The 16,234-nt window shown below is 67.6% G+C and carries 18 protein-coding genes, 1 tRNA gene and 1 rRNA gene; 12 read left to right on the top strand and 8 right to left on the bottom strand.

Features of this window, described 5'->3' with window-relative positions; genetic code table 11:
* Window positions 1–115: 115 nt before the first annotated feature.
* Window positions 116–230: ribosomal RNA gene (gene rrf, locus AC1DX5_RS10130) — 5S ribosomal RNA — on the top strand.
* Window positions 231–316: 86 nt separating this feature from the next.
* A tRNA-Met gene (locus AC1DX5_RS10125) sits at window positions 317–393 on the top strand.
* A gap of 232 nt (window positions 394–625) precedes the next feature.
* Here the strand turns inward: AC1DX5_RS10125 and dinB are convergent.
* On the bottom strand, window positions 626–1,660 hold the full coding sequence (dinB, locus tag AC1DX5_RS10120; RefSeq protein ID WP_465177181.1) for a DNA polymerase IV: 1,035 nt from the start codon (window positions 1,658–1,660) through the stop codon (window positions 626–628).
* 57 nt (window positions 1,661–1,717) lie between these two features.
* Window positions 1,718–2,371: a sulfite oxidase-like oxidoreductase gene (locus tag AC1DX5_RS10115; protein ID WP_465170774.1), complete on the bottom strand. Its 654-nt coding sequence runs from the start codon at window positions 2,369–2,371 to the stop codon at window positions 1,718–1,720.
* Between the two features lie 304 nt (window positions 2,372–2,675).
* Here AC1DX5_RS10115 and AC1DX5_RS10110 point away from each other — a divergent pair, with 304 nt between their 5' ends.
* Window positions 2,676–3,911: a TolB family protein gene (locus AC1DX5_RS10110; RefSeq protein WP_478015217.1), complete on the top strand. Its 1,236-nt coding sequence runs from the start codon at window positions 2,676–2,678 to the stop codon at window positions 3,909–3,911.
* 207 nt (window positions 3,912–4,118) lie between these two features.
* Here the strand turns inward: AC1DX5_RS10110 and AC1DX5_RS10105 are convergent, their stop codons facing one another.
* Together AC1DX5_RS10105 and gntA are read right to left on the bottom strand one after the other, a co-directional pair.
* Window positions 4,119–4,715 (bottom strand): DUF1989 domain-containing protein, encoded by a 597-nt coding sequence (locus tag AC1DX5_RS10105; RefSeq protein WP_478015216.1) that lies wholly within the window; start codon window positions 4,713–4,715, stop codon window positions 4,119–4,121.
* The gene (gene gntA / locus AC1DX5_RS10100; RefSeq protein ID WP_478015214.1) at window positions 4,712–5,419 is read right to left on the bottom strand and encodes a guanitoxin biosynthesis heme-dependent pre-guanitoxin N-hydroxylase GntA; all 708 of its coding nucleotides are present in this window, start codon (window positions 5,417–5,419) and stop codon (window positions 4,712–4,714) included. The genes AC1DX5_RS10105 and gntA overlap by 4 nt, the downstream gene beginning before the upstream one ends.
* A 145-nt stretch (window positions 5,420–5,564) precedes the next feature.
* Here gntA and AC1DX5_RS10095 point away from each other — a divergent pair, with 145 nt between their 5' ends.
* The 5 genes from AC1DX5_RS10095 to AC1DX5_RS10075 all read left to right on the top strand — a co-directional run bounded on the left by AC1DX5_RS10095 (window position 5,565) and on the right by AC1DX5_RS10075 (window position 9,890).
* Window positions 5,565–6,647 carry an FAD-binding oxidoreductase gene (locus AC1DX5_RS10095; RefSeq protein WP_478015212.1) on the top strand — a complete coding sequence of 361 codons (1,083 nt, stop codon included), beginning with the start codon at window positions 5,565–5,567 and terminating at the stop codon, window positions 6,645–6,647.
* 96 nt (window positions 6,648–6,743) lie between these two features.
* Entirely contained in the window at window positions 6,744–7,004 is a 261-nt protein-coding gene (locus tag AC1DX5_RS10090; RefSeq protein WP_478015210.1) for a hypothetical protein, read from the top strand.
* A gap of 92 nt (window positions 7,005–7,096) precedes the next feature.
* Window positions 7,097–8,170, top strand: coding sequence for a winged helix-turn-helix domain-containing protein (locus AC1DX5_RS10085; RefSeq protein WP_478015208.1), 1,074 nt, complete (start codon window positions 7,097–7,099; stop codon window positions 8,168–8,170).
* 170 nt (window positions 8,171–8,340) lie between these two features.
* A complete protein-coding gene (locus tag AC1DX5_RS10080) occupies window positions 8,341–8,631 on the top strand; it encodes a UvrB/UvrC motif-containing protein (protein WP_465170767.1) in 291 nt (96 codons plus the stop codon).
* A complete protein-coding gene (locus AC1DX5_RS10075) occupies window positions 8,628–9,890 on the top strand; it encodes an NRAMP family divalent metal transporter (protein ID WP_465174918.1) in 1,263 nt (420 codons plus the stop codon). Before AC1DX5_RS10080 ends, AC1DX5_RS10075 begins: the two co-directional genes overlap by 4 nt.
* A 3-nt stretch (window positions 9,891–9,893) precedes the next feature.
* Here AC1DX5_RS10075 and AC1DX5_RS10070 read toward each other — a convergent pair whose 3' ends face one another.
* The 3 genes from AC1DX5_RS10070 to AC1DX5_RS10060 form a co-directional block, all read right to left on the bottom strand.
* The gene (locus AC1DX5_RS10070) at window positions 9,894–10,997 is read right to left on the bottom strand and encodes an NADH:flavin oxidoreductase/NADH oxidase (RefSeq protein WP_478015226.1); all 1,104 of its coding nucleotides are present in this window, start codon (window positions 10,995–10,997) and stop codon (window positions 9,894–9,896) included.
* 253 nt (window positions 10,998–11,250) lie between these two features.
* Entirely contained in the window at window positions 11,251–12,072 is an 822-nt protein-coding gene (locus AC1DX5_RS10065) for a ferredoxin--NADP reductase (RefSeq protein ID WP_478015224.1), read from the bottom strand.
* A 2-nt stretch (window positions 12,073–12,074) separates the two neighbouring features.
* On the bottom strand, window positions 12,075–12,500 hold the full coding sequence (locus AC1DX5_RS10060; RefSeq protein ID WP_478015206.1) for a hypothetical protein: 426 nt from the start codon (window positions 12,498–12,500) through the stop codon (window positions 12,075–12,077).
* Between the two features lie 147 nt (window positions 12,501–12,647).
* Between AC1DX5_RS10060 and AC1DX5_RS10055 the strand changes: the two genes are divergently transcribed.
* From AC1DX5_RS10055 to AC1DX5_RS10040, 4 genes are all read left to right on the top strand, one after another.
* Entirely contained in the window at window positions 12,648–13,694 is a 1,047-nt protein-coding gene (locus AC1DX5_RS10055; RefSeq protein ID WP_478015204.1) for an acyltransferase family protein, read from the top strand.
* A gap of 63 nt (window positions 13,695–13,757) precedes the next feature.
* The gene (locus AC1DX5_RS10050; RefSeq protein WP_478015202.1) at window positions 13,758–14,480 is read left to right on the top strand and encodes a hypothetical protein; all 723 of its coding nucleotides are present in this window, start codon (window positions 13,758–13,760) and stop codon (window positions 14,478–14,480) included.
* A gap of 39 nt (window positions 14,481–14,519) precedes the next feature.
* Entirely contained in the window at window positions 14,520–14,963 is a 444-nt protein-coding gene (trxC, locus tag AC1DX5_RS10045) for a thioredoxin TrxC (RefSeq protein ID WP_478015200.1), read from the top strand.
* A gap of 2 nt (window positions 14,964–14,965) precedes the next feature.
* A complete protein-coding gene (locus AC1DX5_RS10040; RefSeq protein ID WP_478015198.1) occupies window positions 14,966–15,799 on the top strand; it encodes an aldo/keto reductase in 834 nt (277 codons plus the stop codon).
* Between the two features lie 4 nt (window positions 15,800–15,803).
* Here AC1DX5_RS10040 and AC1DX5_RS10035 read toward each other — a convergent pair whose 3' ends face one another.
* Entirely contained in the window at window positions 15,804–16,211 is a 408-nt protein-coding gene (locus tag AC1DX5_RS10035; protein WP_478015197.1) for a MerR family transcriptional regulator, read from the bottom strand.
* Window positions 16,212–16,234 lie beyond the last annotated feature (23 nt).

The following is a 16,234-nucleotide window of genomic DNA, read 5'->3' as shown; positions in this document are numbered from 1 at the left end:
CCCATCAAAGTATCACTTTGATGGGACCCTAAAGAACCGTTTTTCGAGATAAACCCCTAACCGGGTTTGCCCGCGGTCAGGAAACTGACCGCGAGCTGTCTCACCGGCCTCATTGCTTGGTGGCTATAGCGTCAGTGCCCCACCCGATCCCATCCCGAACTCGGCCGTGAAACCTGACTGCGCCGATGGTACTATTGCTCAAGCAATGGAAGAGTAGGTCGTCGCCAGGCATTGAAGCCGGTGAAACAACACGAAAAACGGAACCAGGAACCCATTCACAGTCATCCACCCGCCAACCAGCGGGTGCGAACCTTGGCGCGGGGTGGAGCAGCCCGGTAGCTCGTCAGGCTCATAACCTGAAGGTCACAGGTTCAAATCCTGTCCCCGCAACCAACGTCTCAACTCCAACGCCGAAACGGCGACAGAACCCATCTCATACCAACACCCACAGCCCGCAAAGCATCCGCTTCGCGGGCCGCAACGCGTTCGGCCACGGCCTCCAAAAATGTCAGTGACCTTCATGACATTTTGCGCCCCAGACCCTCGAGTCAACACACCAGCCTCCGACTAGAGACAATACTCCGACGATCGCAAAACGCCGGCGCTCTTTCTCAACGTCGAAACCTCACCCCAGTAGATCCAGCTGCGCTTCGTCCTCACCCCCATCGAAGGTCGACAGGGTCACCCCGATCAGCCGGATCCCCGCTCGCAGCGGGTACAGCGTCCGCACCAGCGCGATCGCCGTGTCGTGCAAGGTCTCGCGGTCGTTCACCGTCGCATGCCGTGTCCGGCTGCGCGTCACCGTCTGGAAATCGGCATAGCGGCATTTCACCGTCACCGTCCGTCCGCGTCCGCCCGATTTCTCGCACCAGGCCCATACATCGTCGGCCATCGCCCGCACGCCTTCCTCGACCTGCTCGGGTGTCTCGCGATCCTCGCTATAGGTCGTTTCCGAGCCCGAGGATTTGCGCGGCCGGTCCGGGTTGACGATCCGGTCGTCCTCGCCCCGCGCGATCGCATGATACCAGGCGCCGGCCTTGCCGAAATGCGCCTGCAGGAACGCCATTTCCTGCGCGCGCAGATCCGCGCCGGTGAAGATGCCCAGCCGGTTCATCTTCTCCGCGGTCTTCGGCCCGACCCCGTGGAACCGCCCGACCTCGAGCTTCTCGACGAACGCCGCGCCCGCGCCGGGTGTGATGACGCATTGCCCATTGGGCTTGTTCTGGTCCGAGGCGAGCTTGGCGAGGAACTTGTTGTAGGAAATGCCCGCGGATGCCGTCAGCCCGGTCGTCTCGAAGATCCGTGCCCTTATCTCCGCCGCCGTTTCGGTCGCCGAAGCAAGCCCGCGCAGATTCTCCGTCACGTCGAGATAGGCCTCGTCGAGCGACAACGGTTCGACCAGCGGCGTATAGTCGAGGAAGATCGCCCGGATCTGCTGCGAGACGGCGCGGTACACCTCGAAGCGCGGCGGCACGAAGACGAGCTCGGCGCAGCGCCTGAGCGCCGTGACCGAGGGCATCGCGCTGCGCACCCCGAAGCGCCGCGCCTCGTAACTCGCCGCCGCGACCACGCCTCGCCCGCTCGGGCTGCCCACCGCCAGCGGCCGGCCGCGCAGGCTCGGGTCGTCGCGCTGCTCCACCGACGCGTAAAAGGCGTCCATATCGACATGGATGATCTTGCGGGTCACGGCCCCGCCTTCTGGCACTGACGGCACGGTTCAGGAATAGCGCTCCTCGGTCCAGGGATCGCCGCGCATATGATAGCCGTTGACCTCCCAGAAGCCGGCCTTGTCGGCGGCCAGAAAGTCGATCCCCTTGATCCACTTCGCGCTCTTCCAGAAATAGAGATGCGGCACCACCAGCCGCGCCGGCCCGCCATGCTGGCGCGCCAGCGGTTTGCCCTGCCAGCCATGCGCCAGGATCGCGTCGGGAGCGGCAAAATCGGCCAGCGGCAGGTTGGTGGTATAGCCGTCATAGCCGTGGAGCAGCACGAACGCCGCGTCCTCGCCGGGCTGGACCAGATCGAGCAGGTCGCGCGTCAGCACGCCCTGCCAGTCATTATCGTAGCGCGACCAGGTGGTGACGCAGTGAATGTCGGTGCGGATGCCCGTCTGCGGCAACGCCATGAACGCCTTCCAGTCGAGCGCGACCGGGTTGTCGACCAGTCCGCTCACCGTCAGCATCCAGCGTTCGGTCGGCACATCGGGCTGCTGGCCCAGGTCGAGCACCGGCCAGTCGCGCACCAGATGCTGGCCGGGCGGCAGGCGCTCGGTGTCGGGGCGTGCGCTGTGGCCGGTCAGGAACTTGCCCTCGCTCGCCCAGCGCTGCTTCGATCGGGTGAGCTTGCTCGCTTCGGGGATGTCGTCGTCCATCCGTCGCTCCTGTGCCGTGCGCGCCCTGATTACAGCACGCGCTTCGCCGGCAACAGGGCCTTGTCGATCCGCGCCGACACGCCGACGCTGCGCCCCGCGAGATTGGCGATGGTGAGGCGCACCGCGCTGCCCATCAGCTGAGCGCTCTCGGACAGGGTCAGGCCCTAGTCCTGCTGCAACCACTGGATCAGGTCGGGCCCTGGTCGGTGCGTCAAGTGGCGCAAAGCAATGTTAGCGCTATAAATCAGATATGCTATATGATCCGCGCAGGCGGAATCGCCGCTGCGTCGGGGAGGATTATCGAATGACGGTGTCGCGCTGGGTAGCCATGTCGCTCGCGCTCGTAGCCAGTGTTGCGGGCGCCGAAACGCCCCGGCCGGCCGGGCAGTTCGTCGATCACCGCGACATCGGCGGGCCGGCGCATCCCGGCAACACCTCTTACGATGCGCAGACCGGCACCTATTCGATCACCGGCGGGGGCAGCAACATGTGGGCCGGGCACGACGCCTTCCAGTTCACCTGGAAGCCGATGTCGGGCAATGTCGCGATGCAGACCGATCTCGACTTTACCAGCCCCAAGCCGGCGCCGACCGCAGGCGGCTTCCTCCACCGCAAGGGCGGCGTGGTGCTGCGCCAGGATCTCGATCCGGATTCGGCCTATGTCGACGCGATCCGCATGAGCAACGACCAGCTCTCGCTGCAATATCGCGAAGTGAAGGGCGGGCAGACCCGGCTCATCTGGATCAACACCAGCCGGCTCGGCACGGTGAAGCTCGAGAAGATCGGCGACTATGCCTATCTCTCGGTGCCCGGGGCCGATGGAAAGCTCCACCGCGCCGGCGGCTCGTTCAAGCTGAAGATCACCGGCACCTATTATATCGGCCTGGGCGTCTGTGCGCATGACGACACCACCAGCGAGACCATGGCGTTCAGCAAGGTGAAGATCACCCCGCTCCCCGCGAACGCGACGGGCCGCTCGAACGACACCACGCTGCAGACCATTCAGGTCGCCAATGAGTTCGAGCAGACCGTGCTGCACCGCGCCGCCGTTCCGATCGCGATCGCCGGCTGGTCGCCCGACGGCAAGGACATCGTCTATCACACGGGCGGCGCGACCTGGGGCGCCACCGGCTGGGACAGCGACCGGGTCGGGAAACTCACCGGCGCGGCACCCGCGCTGGCGGCCCTTCCGGCCGGCGACTGGGTCTATTCCAGCGCCCCGGCCGGCTCGGCCTCCGGCCTCTGGCGCGCCCGCGCCGATGGCAGTGCGCGCACCCCGATCGAGACGGGCGCGGGCAGCGCATTCGATCCGCGCCTGTCGCCCGACGGCAAATGGCTGGTGTATCTCGCGACCGAAGCGCCGGTCCGCACCCTCGCGGCCACGACCGATGTCGCGCTGCGCCGCATGCCGGTGACGGACGGCGTGCCTCAGCCCGACAAGGCCATCACCCTGTCGAAGTTCCGCGGCGGCGCAGGCTCGCTCGACAAGGCAGCCTGGTCGCCCGACAGCAGACTGATCGCCTTCGTCACGCGCGACTGAGGCGGGAGGGCCTCCGCTCGGGGATTTGACCGGCGTCAAAGCGCCACCGGCAGCCGGGGCGCATCCCACCATCCTCACCTGGATGGAGCCTTTGAGATGATCGCCAACGCCTTTCCGCTGCTCGTTATCGTCAGCATGGTCCTGTTCGCGCTGGTGCTCGGCGGGATCGGCATCGAGGACGCGGTCCGCCACCGCGGCGAGTAAGGCTCAGCCCGCCGGTTCGATCCGGTAGTGGATCGGCTTGAAGCTGCCGCCGTTGGAATCCGGCGCCGAACAGGCGGTGAGGCCAATGATCAGATCGGCCGCCGCGCGAAAGGCGATATGGTCTCCGGCCCTGCTGATCGGCGGCAGCACCTTGAGTTCGCCGGTCTTGCCGTCGACCGGCACGTTCATGAAGCAGTTGAACGCGGTCGGGATTCGGTCCGGCACCACGCCATAGGGCGCCAGCGCTTCGGCGAGATTGCCGAAACAGCCGCGGTGCGGCGCCAGGTCGTCATAGAGCAGCCGGAAGGTGTCCGCCGAGCAGGGCGTCAGCAGGAAGTCGTGCCGGCCGACCATGTCCTCGACGATCTCCAGCAGCACGTTGGAGCGGTTCGAATAAAGCTTGTCGCCCGTCGTCAGATAGAGGCGCGAGGCATAGTCGAGCGTCCGCCCCGACGAGATCACCTCGTCCACATCATCGGCGTTGAAGGCCAGCAGATCGGCCACCTGCTCGCCGCGCGGGTCGATCACCACCAGCGTCTCGCCTTTGGCGAGCCGGAAGGCCGTGCCGCTGCGCTCGGGAATCTCGGTCACGTCGTTCACTTGGCGTCCCCTGCATAGCGAAACGGACAGGCCCAGTCCGAGCCCACCGCGCGGCCGCTATATTGCCGCGCCTCGCTCGTGTCGCCGTGCCGCGCCAGCATCGGGTTGCGCGATCCGGCCAGCGCTTCGTCGCGCAGCAGGATCTTCTCGCGCATGCCCTCATATTTGCCCTGCGCGCGGAGCGTCTCGAACTGGTCGTGCAGGTTGAAGATCATGGCGGGCCGCGCAAAGCGCCGCGCCGGGCGGCTGGCATGCGGATGCAGGCCGACGATGAAAAAGGCCTCGCCGCCGAAGCTCAGCGAGAAATGCGGGTTCTCCGGGTCGGAGCTGACGGCGGGATCATAATCCTGGCCGCGCCACACATCCTTGTCCGACAGCGACTGGACGCGTTCCCACAAGGCGGCCTCGAACCTGTCCTCGGCCAGGTCCTCGGGGCCCTCGAACACGACCGCGAAGCTGCGGAACAGCGCAGGCGCCGCGCGATAGGCGCCGGCAAAGGCGATCAGCCCGTCATGGATGCGCAGATCGTCCCACGCGCTGTCGATGCGGTTACAGGCGAGCACCTGCAACGTGCCGCGCGCCAGGGCCGCCTTGGCGCCGACACAGGGGAAAGCCGGATCGTCGACCATGGCGTGCATCATGGCCTGCAATTCGTCCTGCGCATGATGCTGCCAGGGGTGAAGGGGGGTGCTGGGTGGTGACATAGCCGGGGGAAGACGCTTCGCCGCCGCCGCCGTTCCCGGGATTCGCACTGATCTACAGCAAGCGCGCCGCGATGAAATAAAACGACATTGGGGCCACCTGCGCTTGGGCCGTCCGGGAGAATGTGACATTTTCCGGGCTATGCCGATGTTCGAACCGACTTCACGGCCGATGACCGATTATGGCGGATTTCATCAAAGCAGCGGCATCTATTGGCGCTTCGCCCCGCCTGATGTGGGGTCTTTATGGGCCGGCCTGTCCGAAGTGAAGGCACGCGGCATGGCCGTGCGTGTCCGCGGCGCCGGCCATTCGATGAACGGCTCCTCGATCCCCCGCTCGGGCGAAGTACTTGTCGAGACCAAGGGGCTCGATTCCTATGTCTTCACCCGGCCGGGCACGATCACCGTCGGCGCCGGCGCGACGATGTGGGACGTGCAGCGGCTGCTCGCGCCGCTCGGCTATGAGCTGCCTGTCCTGAACGACGGCAATGCGCCTTCCTCCACCGTGGGCGGCTTTGTTTCGGCCGGGGGCTTCGGTGCGGAAAGCCGGCGGCATGGCGGCTTCTGGGAATGCGTCGAGAGTATCGACGTGGTGACGCTCGACGGCGCGGTGCGCACGGTCGGCCGGTCCGATCCGCTCTTTCCCTGGCTGTTCGGGTCGATGGGGCAGCTCTGCATCATCGTCGCGGTGACCATGGCCGTGCGGCCGCGCGACGGGGAAGATGCGGCCTTGCCGCTCGGCAAGCGGGGCCGCGTGCCGGCGAGCCGCCACCATTGGGAAAAGGCGATCTGGTTCTGCGCCTTCGTGCCGCGCCCTGCCTGGAGCCAGGCCCGGCGCGAGCTCGTAGCGATCGCCGAACGGCACCAGCATGCCTGGCAGGCGCGGCCGGCCTATGCCTATTCCCTGCCGTTCGGGCGCTTCACGCCGCCGCTGATCCATCCCGCCCAGCAGGATCTGGTCGCGGTCGGCATCTGGGGCGAGGAGCCTGAGGCGGGCTTCGATCACGCGGCGATCCGTGCGCTCGAAGCGGATTTCACCCTGTGGCTGCGCGCCCATCCGGACTTCCGCCGCTATGCCCAGGCCGAGCTTCTCTATCCCGGCTTCGATATCGCCGCCCATTTCGGCGCCGAATGCTTTGCCGGCTTTCGCAAATGGAAGCAGCAGCTCGATCCCTCGGGTCGGCTCGCGCCGGGCCTGCTCGATCTGCCGGCCCGCCGGGCAAGTGCGTGACGGGCTGATCGGATCGGCCGAAGCACGCTTGGCGGCGCGCCCGGAGCAGGGCATGGTTTACCCGCCGCCGCTCCGGCGGTGCTGAGGGGAACGGGTTTGGATCTCGACGCGCTGCTCCATCATTATTTCGGCACGACGGCGATCGAGACGCTCGACGACGCGGCGATCGAGCTGGGCATCGAGAGGCTCGGCACGGCCTTCTGGACCGAGGCCGAGCCCGGCCGCCGCTTCGCGCTCTGGGCGTTGCTGCACTCGCTCGGCGACGCGCCCGATCCGGAGACTGCGTTCAAGACGGCGCGCGAGCGCGAGGCGGCCCATGCCTATGCCCGCGCCGCCTATCGGGCCGAACAGCCCTGACCGAGAGTCTTTCGCTCGCACAGGCGCGGCGGATCGCGCTCGCCGCGCAGGGTTTCGGCGCCGCGCATCCCGCGCGCGCCGATCAGGGTCATTTGCGCCGCACGCTCGACCGGCTCGCGCTGCACCAGATCGACAGCGTCAACGTGCTGGTCCGCGCGCATTATCTGCCTGCCTTCTCCCGGCTCGGCGGCTATGACCGCACCCTGCTCGACGCCGCCGCCTGGGGCCGCAAGGCGGAACGGCGGCTGTTCGAATATTGGGCGCACGAGGCGTCGCTGCTGCCGCTGTCGCTTCACCCCCTGCTGCGCTGGCGCATGGCGCGCGCGGATTCGGGCGTGGCCGGCTGGAAGAGCATGCGCGCCTTTGCCGGGGAGCGCCGGGCCGAGGCCGAGGCGATCCTTGCCCGCATCCGCGCCGAAGGGCCGCTCGCCGCCTCGGATTTCGAGGAGGGCAGGAGCAGCACCGGCTGGTGGGCATGGGGCGCGACCAAGCATGCGCTCGAATGGCTGTTCTGGGCCGGGCACATCACCACCGCGACCCGGCGGCGCAGCTTCGAGCGCGTCTATGACCTGACCGAGCGCGTCATCCCGCAGCGCATCCTGTCGTTGCCGACACCGCCCGAGGCGGACGCGCACCGCGCCCTGATCGAGATCGCCGCCCGCGCGCACGGCATCGCCACCACGACCGATCTGCGCGACTATTTCCGCCAGACGCCGGATGATGCGAGCCGGGCGGTCGCCGAGCTGGCGGAGCAGGGCGTGCTGGTCCCGGTCGCGGTCAGGGGCTGGACGCACCAGGCCTGGCTTCACCGCGACGCGAAGCGCCCGCGCCGGGTGCAGGCGGCGGCCTTGCTCGCCCCGTTCGATCCGCTGGTGTGGGAACGCGCCCGCACTGAACGCCTGTTCGATTTCCGCTACCGCATCGAGATCTACACGCCGGCGGAGAAGCGCATCCATGGCTATTATGTCCTGCCTTTCCTGCTCGACGACCGCCTTGTCGCGCGCGTGGATCTGAAGGCCGATCGCCAGGCCTCGCGCCTGCTGGCGCACCGAGTCACGCTCGAGCCCGGCGCACCGGCCGGGACGATGGAGCGGCTGACCTTGGAGCTGCGGCGCATGGCGGATTGGCTGGCGCTGGACGATGTCGTGGTCGGGCCAGTGGTGTGACGCACTTTCTTCCAACCCTTCCCCGGCGGAGGCCGGGGCCCAGTCGGGAAGGCTGATGTAATGATGCGCAGCGCTCGTCCATTATCGTCCCCCAACTGGGCCCCGGCCTTCGCCGGGGAAGAGGACGTGTTTCGCCCGGGACCATTCCTCTCGCTGGTCGTTATGCGGCCATGAGCGCCGAGATCGAAGAGCTGCAAAAGCGCATGGAGGCCGCCGCCGCAGCACTGGATTTCGAGGAAGCGAAGCGCCTGCGCGACCAGCTCAATCTGTTGCGTGGCGGTGCCTCGGCCGAGGAGGCCGCGGCCGCCGACACCTCGGGGCTGATCCGCCAGCAGCCGGGCCGCATGGGCCTCGGCACCAGCCAGCAGCGCATGACCCCGCCGCCCGGCTGGACGCCGCCGAAGAAACCTGATCCGATGACTCGCGCGACCGGCCGGCGTCGCGCCAAGGATCCTTCATGATTCCCGAAAAAATCGCCCGCAGACCCGGCCTGATCAAACAGCTCGGCCCCGGCCTCATCACCGGCGCGGCGGACGACGATCCCAGCGGCATCGCCACCTATTCCCAGGCCGGTGCGCAGTTCGGTTTCGGCCTGCTCTGGACCTTGGTGCTGACCTATCCGCTGATGACCGCGGTGCAGCTGGTCAGCGCACGGATCGGCCGGGTCACCGATGCCGGCCTTGCCCGCAACATGGCCAAGGTGCTGCCGCGCTGGGCCGTGACCGGGCTGGTGCTGCTGCTGTTCGTCGCCAATACGATCAACATCGGTGCCGATCTCGCCGCGATGGGCGCGGCGGCCGAACTCGTCGCCGGGGCGGGCGGCCATCTGTTCACCGCTGCCTTCGCCATCGTTTCGCTGCTGCTCCAGGTCTTCGTGCCCTATCACCGCTATGCCGCCATCCTGAAATGGCTGACCCTGGTGCTGCTCGCCTATGTCGCCCTGATTCTGATGGTCCATGTCGACTGGGCGGCGGTCGGCTGGGGCCTGGTCTGGCCGAGCGTCGCGGGCGTCGGCGCGGTCACCACGATCGTCGCGGTCTTCGGCACCACGATCAGCCCCTATCTCTTCTTCTGGCAAAGCTCGCAGGAGGTCGAGGAAGTCGACCGGGACATCGCCAAGCACGCGCTCAACGACGCGCCGGACGAGGCGGCGGGCGAATTCCGCCGGATCAGCTTCGACACGTTCAGCGGCATGGCGGTGTCGAACCTCGTCGCGCTGGCGATCATGATCGGCACGGCGGCGACGCTCCACGCCTCGGGCAAGACGGACATCGCCAGCGCCGCCGATGCGGCCAGCGCGCTTCGGCCGGTCGCCGGGCAGTTCGCCTTCCTGCTGTTCAGCCTCGGTATTATCGGCACCGGTATGCTCGCCATCCCGGTGCTGGCCGGCTCGACGGCCTATGCGATCGCGGAATCGCGCGGCTGGAACACCGGCCTCGAACGCAAACCGCTCGAGGCGAAGGGTTTCTACGCGGTCATCGCGATCTCGACCCTGCTCGGTATCGGCATCGACTGGTCGCCGATCGACCCGATCAAGGCGCTGTTCTGGAGCGCGGTGATCAATGGCGTGGTCGCCGTGCCGATCATGGCGGCGATGATGATCGTCGTCTCGCTGAAGTCGACCATGGGGGATTATACCGCCCACAAGGCGCTGCTCTTCTTCGGCTGGGTCGCCACGGCGGTGATGGCCGCCGCGGCGGTGGCGATGGTAGTGATGTAGCGCTCAGCCCTTGAATAGGTCGCGAAACTGCCGCGGCTGCGACCGGAGATACTGGTCGGGCGCCTTGACCTGCCCCCCGAGATGCGCCGCCGCGTGCCACGGCCAGCGCGGGTCGTAGAGAATGCCCCGGGCCAGTGCGACAAGGTCCGCATCGCCGGTGCCAATGATCGCCTCGGCCTGTTCGTACTCGGTGATCATGCCCACGGCCACAACCGGCATGCCGGTCGCCTGCTTCACCGCGCGCGCCAGCGGTACCTGATAGCTCGGGCCAGTCGGGATATGCTGCCGCGGGTCGAGCCCGCCACTCGACACATGCACCGCGCTGCATCCCCGTGCCTCCAGCGCCCGGGCAAAGGCAATGGTCTGCTCGACGTCCCAGCCGCCCTCGACCCAGTCGGTCCCGGACACCCGCATCGTCACCGGCTTGTCGGCCGGGAAGGCCGCGCGCACGGCATCGAACACTTCCAGTGGAAAGCGCATCCGGTTTTCCAGGCTGCCGCCATAATCGTCGTCGCGCCGGTTCGACAGCGGGGACAGGAACTGGTGGAGCAGATAGCCATGCGCGCCGTGCAGCTGCACCGCGTCGAGCCCGAGCCGCGCCGCGCGCTGCGCCGAGGCGACAAAGGCGTCGCGCACCCGGTCCAGCCCGACCTTGTCGAGCCCGAGCGGCGCATGATCCTTGTGGTGGAAGCCGATCGGCGAGGGCGCGACCGTCTGCCAGCCATGCGGATTGCCGGGCGCGATCTGCGCGCCGCCCTTCCATGGCACTTCAGTCGATGCCTTGCGGCCGGCATGAGCCAGCTGGATCGCGATCGGCATGTCCGACCAGCGCCGCACGCTCTCGATCGTCCGCGCGATCGCCGCTTCGGTCGCGTCGTCATACAGCCCGACATCGGCATAAGTGATCCGCCCTTCGGGCAGCACCGCGCTTGCCTCGATCGTCAGCAGCGCCGCGCCCGACAGGGCAAGCGAGCCGAGATGCATCAGGTGCCAGTCGGTCATGCATCCGTCGATCGCCGAATATTGGCACATCGGCGCGATCACGATCCGGTTGGACAGCGCGAGCGTGCCGATCGACAGGGGTTCGAACAGCCTGGGTCCTGCCATCTTCATGTCTCCGCCATCGCAACCGGGGCAACATGCCGCCGCGCCGTGCAGATCGGGATGGCGCATCCGACAATCAACCGCACCCCCTATCTAAGGGTGAGTTGGCAAAATGGCGGCTACCCAAACCTCCCGTCACCCCGGACTTGTTCCGGGGTCCATCGGGCGGCACACGCAGCGCTCAATGTCCGGACGCAGCGCTTGCGGAAACATGGATGCCGGAACGAGTCCGGCATGACGGATGGAGGCCGTCGCCTTACCCAACAAACGCCCGTTCGATCACATAATGTCCGGGCTTCGCATTCGACCCCTCCTCGAACCCGCACGCCTCCAGCATCGCCGCGGTGTCGCGGATCATCGCGGTGCTGCCGCACAGCATCACGCGGTCATGCTCCGGATCGAACGCCTTCGCGCCGGCCAGCGGCGGGCCGAACAATTGCCCGGTCTCCACCAGCGCATCGATCCGCCCGCTGGTGTGGAACGTCTCGCGCGTCACGGTCGGCACATAATGGAATTGCAGCAATGCCTGGTCGCCCACCAGCGGATCGCCTGCCAGCTGCGCGGTCAGCTCGTCATGATAGGCAAGGTCGCTCACGCGCCGCACTGAATGGACGATCACCACCTGCCCGAACCGGTCATAGACATCGGGGTCGCGCGCCACGCTCAGGAACGGGGCGAGCCCGGTGCCGGTCGACAGCAGGAACAGCCTTTTCCCGCCGAGCAGCGCGTCGAGCACCAGCGTGCCGGTGGGCTTTTTGCCCAGATAGAGCTGGTCGTCAGGCCGGATCGTCTGCAGCCGCGAGGTGAGGGGGCCGTCGGGTACCTTGATCGACAGGAATTCGAGCTCGTCCGACCAGGCCGGGCTGGCGATCGAATAGGCACGCATCAGCGGACGGCCGCCGGCATCGTCGTCGCCGGGCAGCCCGATCATGACGAATTCGCCCGACCGGAAACGGAAGCTCGCGGGCCGCTCGATCGCGAAGCTGAACAGATGCTCGTTCCAGTGCCGCACCCAGCGCACCGGCACGGTCTGGAAAGCGGCATGGTCGGCAATGGTGCGCGGCGCGCGGACGGGCATGTTCATGGGTGCCCGGTGCCGGTGGCTGTGTCGCTGGCCATGGCGGTCGCGACAAAATCCGCCGCCTGGGCCAGTCGCGCCACCGCATCCTCGACCACCAGACCGGCGGCCACCCGCTTGAGCCGTGCGATCGGCCCCTGCTGCGCGACCTCGAACAGCGCGAGCATGCGCGCCTCGTCGTCGGTCACCCGGGCCGATCCGGCGGCGCCGAAGCGGATCTGGCCGAAGCCGTCCTGGTCGAGCGTCGCCATCATCATGTTGAAATCCGGCAGCGCCTCGGCGATGCCGCGCCGCGCGAAGCCGGCATGGAGCGCATGGCAGCAGCACCGCCCGGCGCGCGCCGCGCCGACCCAGGTCCGCATCGCGACGAGCAGGAACTGCTCCGGTTCGTCGAGCCGGCGGATCGCACGGTCGAGATAGCGGTACATGACGACTCCTTATTGCGAGTGCGTCGCATTATTGTGAAGCTGGACATGCGTCAATGCCGTAATGCCCCAAAGCGGGAGTGGGAAGGCCCAACCGCTTGAGGACGCGCCGATCGCGCTTTATCGTCCGGTGAAAAGGGGGAAGGCGGCGTGACGATCGACCAGCCGGGCGCGCCCGAACGCCCTTCGCAAAGCCCGCCAGAGCGTCCCCCCCAACGCCCCCCCGAACGGCGGCGCCTGATCGGCCTGCAATATCTGCGCGGCATTGCCGCGACCGGCGTGGTCCTCTTCCATGTGACCGAGGCGGCGGGCGTGCCCTGGCGCTATGGTGCCTGGGGCGTCGACCTGTTCTTCGTGCTCAGCGGTTTCCTGATGATCGCGATCACGGATGGCGGGGCGCGGCCCTGGGCCTTTTTCAAGGATCGCCTGCTCCGCGTCGCGCCGCTCTACTGGATCGCGACGTCGGCGATGGTGGTGGCCGCGCTGATCGGCATCGCCCCCAATGTCGCGATCGATCCGGTGCGGGTGTTCACCTCCTTTGCCTTCATTCCCTATGGCCCGCAGACCATGCGGAACATCGCCTCGCCGATCCTCGCGGTCGGCTGGACGCTCAACGTGGAGATGCTGTTCTACACGCTCTTCACCCTGATCCTGTTCCTGCCGCGCTACCGCCTGGCAGTGCTGACCTGTATCCTCTGCGGGCTCGTGCTGCTCGGCAGGATCTTTGGTCCGAGCGGCCCGATCCTCGCCTTGTGGACTCTCCCGATACTCCTCGAATTCGTGGTCGGCGGCTGGGTCGCCATGATGTGGCTTCGGCCGGCGCTGCGCCGTCCGCGCGTCGCGCTGGCGGCGGTCGTGATCTTCGCGTTGCTGGCCCGCCCTGCGATGGTCCTGGTGACGGCATTGCTGGTCGGCACTTTGATTCTGGAGGCGCGCGGCAGAGTCCCGACATGGCGGCCGTTCCTGCTGCTCGGCGAGGCGAGCTATTCGATCTATCTGTGGCAGATCTTCCCGCTGCAATGCTGCTTCGTCCTCGCCCGGCTGCTGCACCTGCCGATGGCGCCGATGGCGGTGGTCGCGTTCTTCGGCGCGATCGGTGGCGGGATCATTGCCTATCTCCTGATCGAGCGACCGCTGCTGAAATTCTTCCATCGCCGCCGTACGCGGCGCGGCATCACCATCCCGTCCGGCCCATGATGACACTGGTGAGCGCCGCCGGTTTTTGATACCCTGCCGCAACGTTTTGCGGGGGCGGGCGATATGGCGACATTGGCGGGCGGTTTCGGGCGCGACAGCGTCTCCAGGGACCGCGGTTTCTTCCTGATCATGGCGCTGGTGATCTCGGCCACCGTGGTCGCCGGCTTCAGCCTCCAGCTCGTCGCCGGCCGGTCGAGCTTCGGCGCGCCCTGGTGGGTGCATGTCCACGGCATCACCTTCATGGGCTGGCTCGGCATCTATGTGACGCAGAATCTGCTCGTCTATCAGGGCAATCTCGCGCTGCATCGCAGGCTGGGGCGGCTCGCTGCGGTCTATGTCGGCTGGATGGTGCTGGTCGGGGTCAGCGTGAACACCCTGGCGGCGATCCATCACCGCATCCCGCCCTTCTTCGAACCCAATGTCTTTCTCGTGATGGACTGGCTGACCGTGCTGGTCTTTGCCGGCCTCACCTGGGCGGGCGTGCAGATGCGCGCGCGTACCGACTGGCACCGCCGGCTGATGCTCTGCGCCGCGATCCAGATCATGACGCCCGGCGTCGGCCGGCTGCTGCCGCTGCCGCTGCTCGGCACCTGGATCATCTGGACGATCTGGTTCATCATGCTGGTCTTCATCGGCATCGCGATGACCTATGATCTGTTCACGCGGCGCAAGGTGCATCCCGCCTATCTCTGGGGTTTCGGCGTCATCACCCTGGCGGTCGCGCTGACGCGCCCGCTTGCCTTCACCCCGCCGATGCTCGCGCTCACCGCTGCGCTGACGGGCTGATCCGGGAACCGCAAGCGCCGGGCAGGGTTGGAGACGCGCATGCCGAATACGGAAACCCTGCTGGTCGCCTGCCCGCATGACGGTGCGCTCAACCGCGTGCCGCGTGCCCGGCTCGACCAGAACCCGACCTGCGGCAAATGCCACCGGCCGCTTTTCGCGGGCAAGCCGGTCGACCTCACGTCGGCCACCTTCGACCGGCAGGTGGCGCAGGGCGACCTGCCCGTCGTGATCGATTTCTGGGCGGCCTGGTGCGGCCCCTGCCGCATGATGAGCCCCGCCTTCGAAGCGGCGGCGGCGCAGCTCGAACCCCGGGTCCGGCTCGCCAAGCTCGATACCGAGGCCGAATCCGCCATCGCCGCGCGCTACGGCATTCAGGGCATCCCCAGCATGATCCTGTTCCGCAAGGGGCGCGAGATCGCCCGGACCTCGGGCGCGATGCCGACGCAGCGGATTGTCGCCTGGATCGAACAGGCGCTCGGCTGATCATGCGCCTTCGCCCCTTCGGCAGCACCGCGCGCGACGTCGCGATCATCGGCCAGGGCAGCTGGCGCATGGACGGCGGCAACCGCGCCGCTTCCGTCACGGCGCTCCGCCGCGGCCTCGATACCGGCATGACGCATATCGACACCGCCGAAATGTACGGCGATGCCGAACCGATCGTCGGCGAAGCGATCGCCGGCCGCCGCGACGAGGTCTTTCTCGTCTCCAAGGTCCTGCCGCACAACGCCTCGCGCGCCGGCACGATCATCGCCTGCGACCGCTCGCTCGCGCGGCTCGGCACTGACCGGCTCGATTGTTACCTGCTCCACTGGCGCGGCAGCTATCCGCTCGAGGAAACCATCGCCGGCTTCGAACGGCTCGTGCGGGACGGCAAGATCCTGTCCTGGGGCGTCAGCAATTTCGACGAGGACGATCTCGACGAAGCGCTCGCCATCGCCGGTCCGGGCCGCATCGCCTGCAACCAGGTGCTCTATCACCTGGAGGAACGCGCCATCGAGCACGCCGTGGTCCCGTGGTGCGACCGCAACGGCGTGGCGGTGGTCGGCTACAGCCCGTTCGGCAGCGGCGCCTTCCCCGCACCATCGAGCCCGGGCGGCCGCGTGCTCGCCGGCATCGCGGCGGAGCATGGTGCAACCGCCCGGCAGGTTGCGCTCGCGGCGCTCGCCCGCCATGCCTTCGTCATCCCCAAGGCGTCCTCGCCGGACCACGCCACCGACAATGCCGGTGCGGGCGACCTCCTCCTCGACGAAGCGGCGCTCGCCCGGATCGACGCTGCCTTCCCGCTGGGACGGAAACCCCGCAGCCTGCCGATGATCTGACTCCTCAACCCGTGCGCGGTGCCAGCGCCTCGAGGATCCGGCAGTCGGATATGGCCCCGCCCCGGCACGACGAGATCAGCGTGCTCAACTCCCGCCGCAATGCGGCCAGGTCGGCCAGCTTGCGGTCGATCTCGGCAAGATGCCCGGTCGCCATCGCATCCACCGACCCGCAATCGCGTTGCCCCTGCGCGGCCAGATCGAGCAGCTCGCGTACCTGGTCGATCGAGAAACCCAGGTCGCGCGCGCGCCGGATGAAGCTCAGCCGCGACAGTGCCTCGGTCCCATACGCGCGGTAATTGCCCTGCGTCCGCCCCGGCGCGGCGAGCAGCCCGATCCGCTCATAATAGCGCACCGTCTCCACCTTGGTCGCGGTCGCCCTGGCGAGATGCCCGATCGTGAATGCGTCAGCCATGGCTTGACCCTGTAGTTGCTACA

It is taken from the genome of Sphingomonas sp. P2_B6 (assembly GCF_056404755.1).
This window is presented reverse-complemented; position numbering and strand designations above follow the sequence as displayed.

Excerpts from the sequence above, each read along its gene's own strand:
- dinB (WP_465177181.1), bottom strand. The coding sequence starts at position 1,660 with ATGGACGCCTTTTACGCGTCGGTGGAGCAGCGCGACGACCCGAGCCTG.
- AC1DX5_RS10115 (WP_465170774.1), bottom strand. The coding sequence starts at position 2,371 with ATGGACGACGACATCCCCGAAGCGAGCAAGCTCACCCGATCGAAGCAG.
- AC1DX5_RS10110 (WP_478015217.1), top strand. The coding sequence starts at position 2,676 with ATGACGGTGTCGCGCTGGGTAGCCATGTCGCTCGCGCTCGTAGCCAGT.
- gntA (WP_478015214.1), bottom strand. The coding sequence starts at position 5,419 with ATGTCACCACCCAGCACCCCCCTTCACCCCTGGCAGCATCATGCGCAG.
- AC1DX5_RS10095 (WP_478015212.1), top strand. The coding sequence starts at position 5,565 with ATGTTCGAACCGACTTCACGGCCGATGACCGATTATGGCGGATTTCAT.
- AC1DX5_RS10080 (WP_465170767.1), top strand. The coding sequence starts at position 8,341 with ATGAGCGCCGAGATCGAAGAGCTGCAAAAGCGCATGGAGGCCGCCGCC.
- AC1DX5_RS10075 (WP_465174918.1), top strand. The coding sequence starts at position 8,628 with ATGATTCCCGAAAAAATCGCCCGCAGACCCGGCCTGATCAAACAGCTC.
- AC1DX5_RS10070 (WP_478015226.1), bottom strand. The coding sequence starts at position 10,997 with ATGGCAGGACCCAGGCTGTTCGAACCCCTGTCGATCGGCACGCTCGCG.
- AC1DX5_RS10065 (WP_478015224.1), bottom strand. The coding sequence starts at position 12,072 with ATGCCCGTCCGCGCGCCGCGCACCATTGCCGACCATGCCGCTTTCCAG.
- AC1DX5_RS10060 (WP_478015206.1), bottom strand. The coding sequence starts at position 12,500 with ATGTACCGCTATCTCGACCGTGCGATCCGCCGGCTCGACGAACCGGAG.
- AC1DX5_RS10050 (WP_478015202.1), top strand. The coding sequence starts at position 13,758 with ATGGCGACATTGGCGGGCGGTTTCGGGCGCGACAGCGTCTCCAGGGAC.
- trxC (WP_478015200.1), top strand. The coding sequence starts at position 14,520 with ATGCCGAATACGGAAACCCTGCTGGTCGCCTGCCCGCATGACGGTGCG.
- AC1DX5_RS10040 (WP_478015198.1), top strand. The coding sequence starts at position 14,966 with ATGCGCCTTCGCCCCTTCGGCAGCACCGCGCGCGACGTCGCGATCATC.
- AC1DX5_RS10035 (WP_478015197.1), bottom strand. The coding sequence starts at position 16,211 with ATGGCTGACGCATTCACGATCGGGCATCTCGCCAGGGCGACCGCGACC.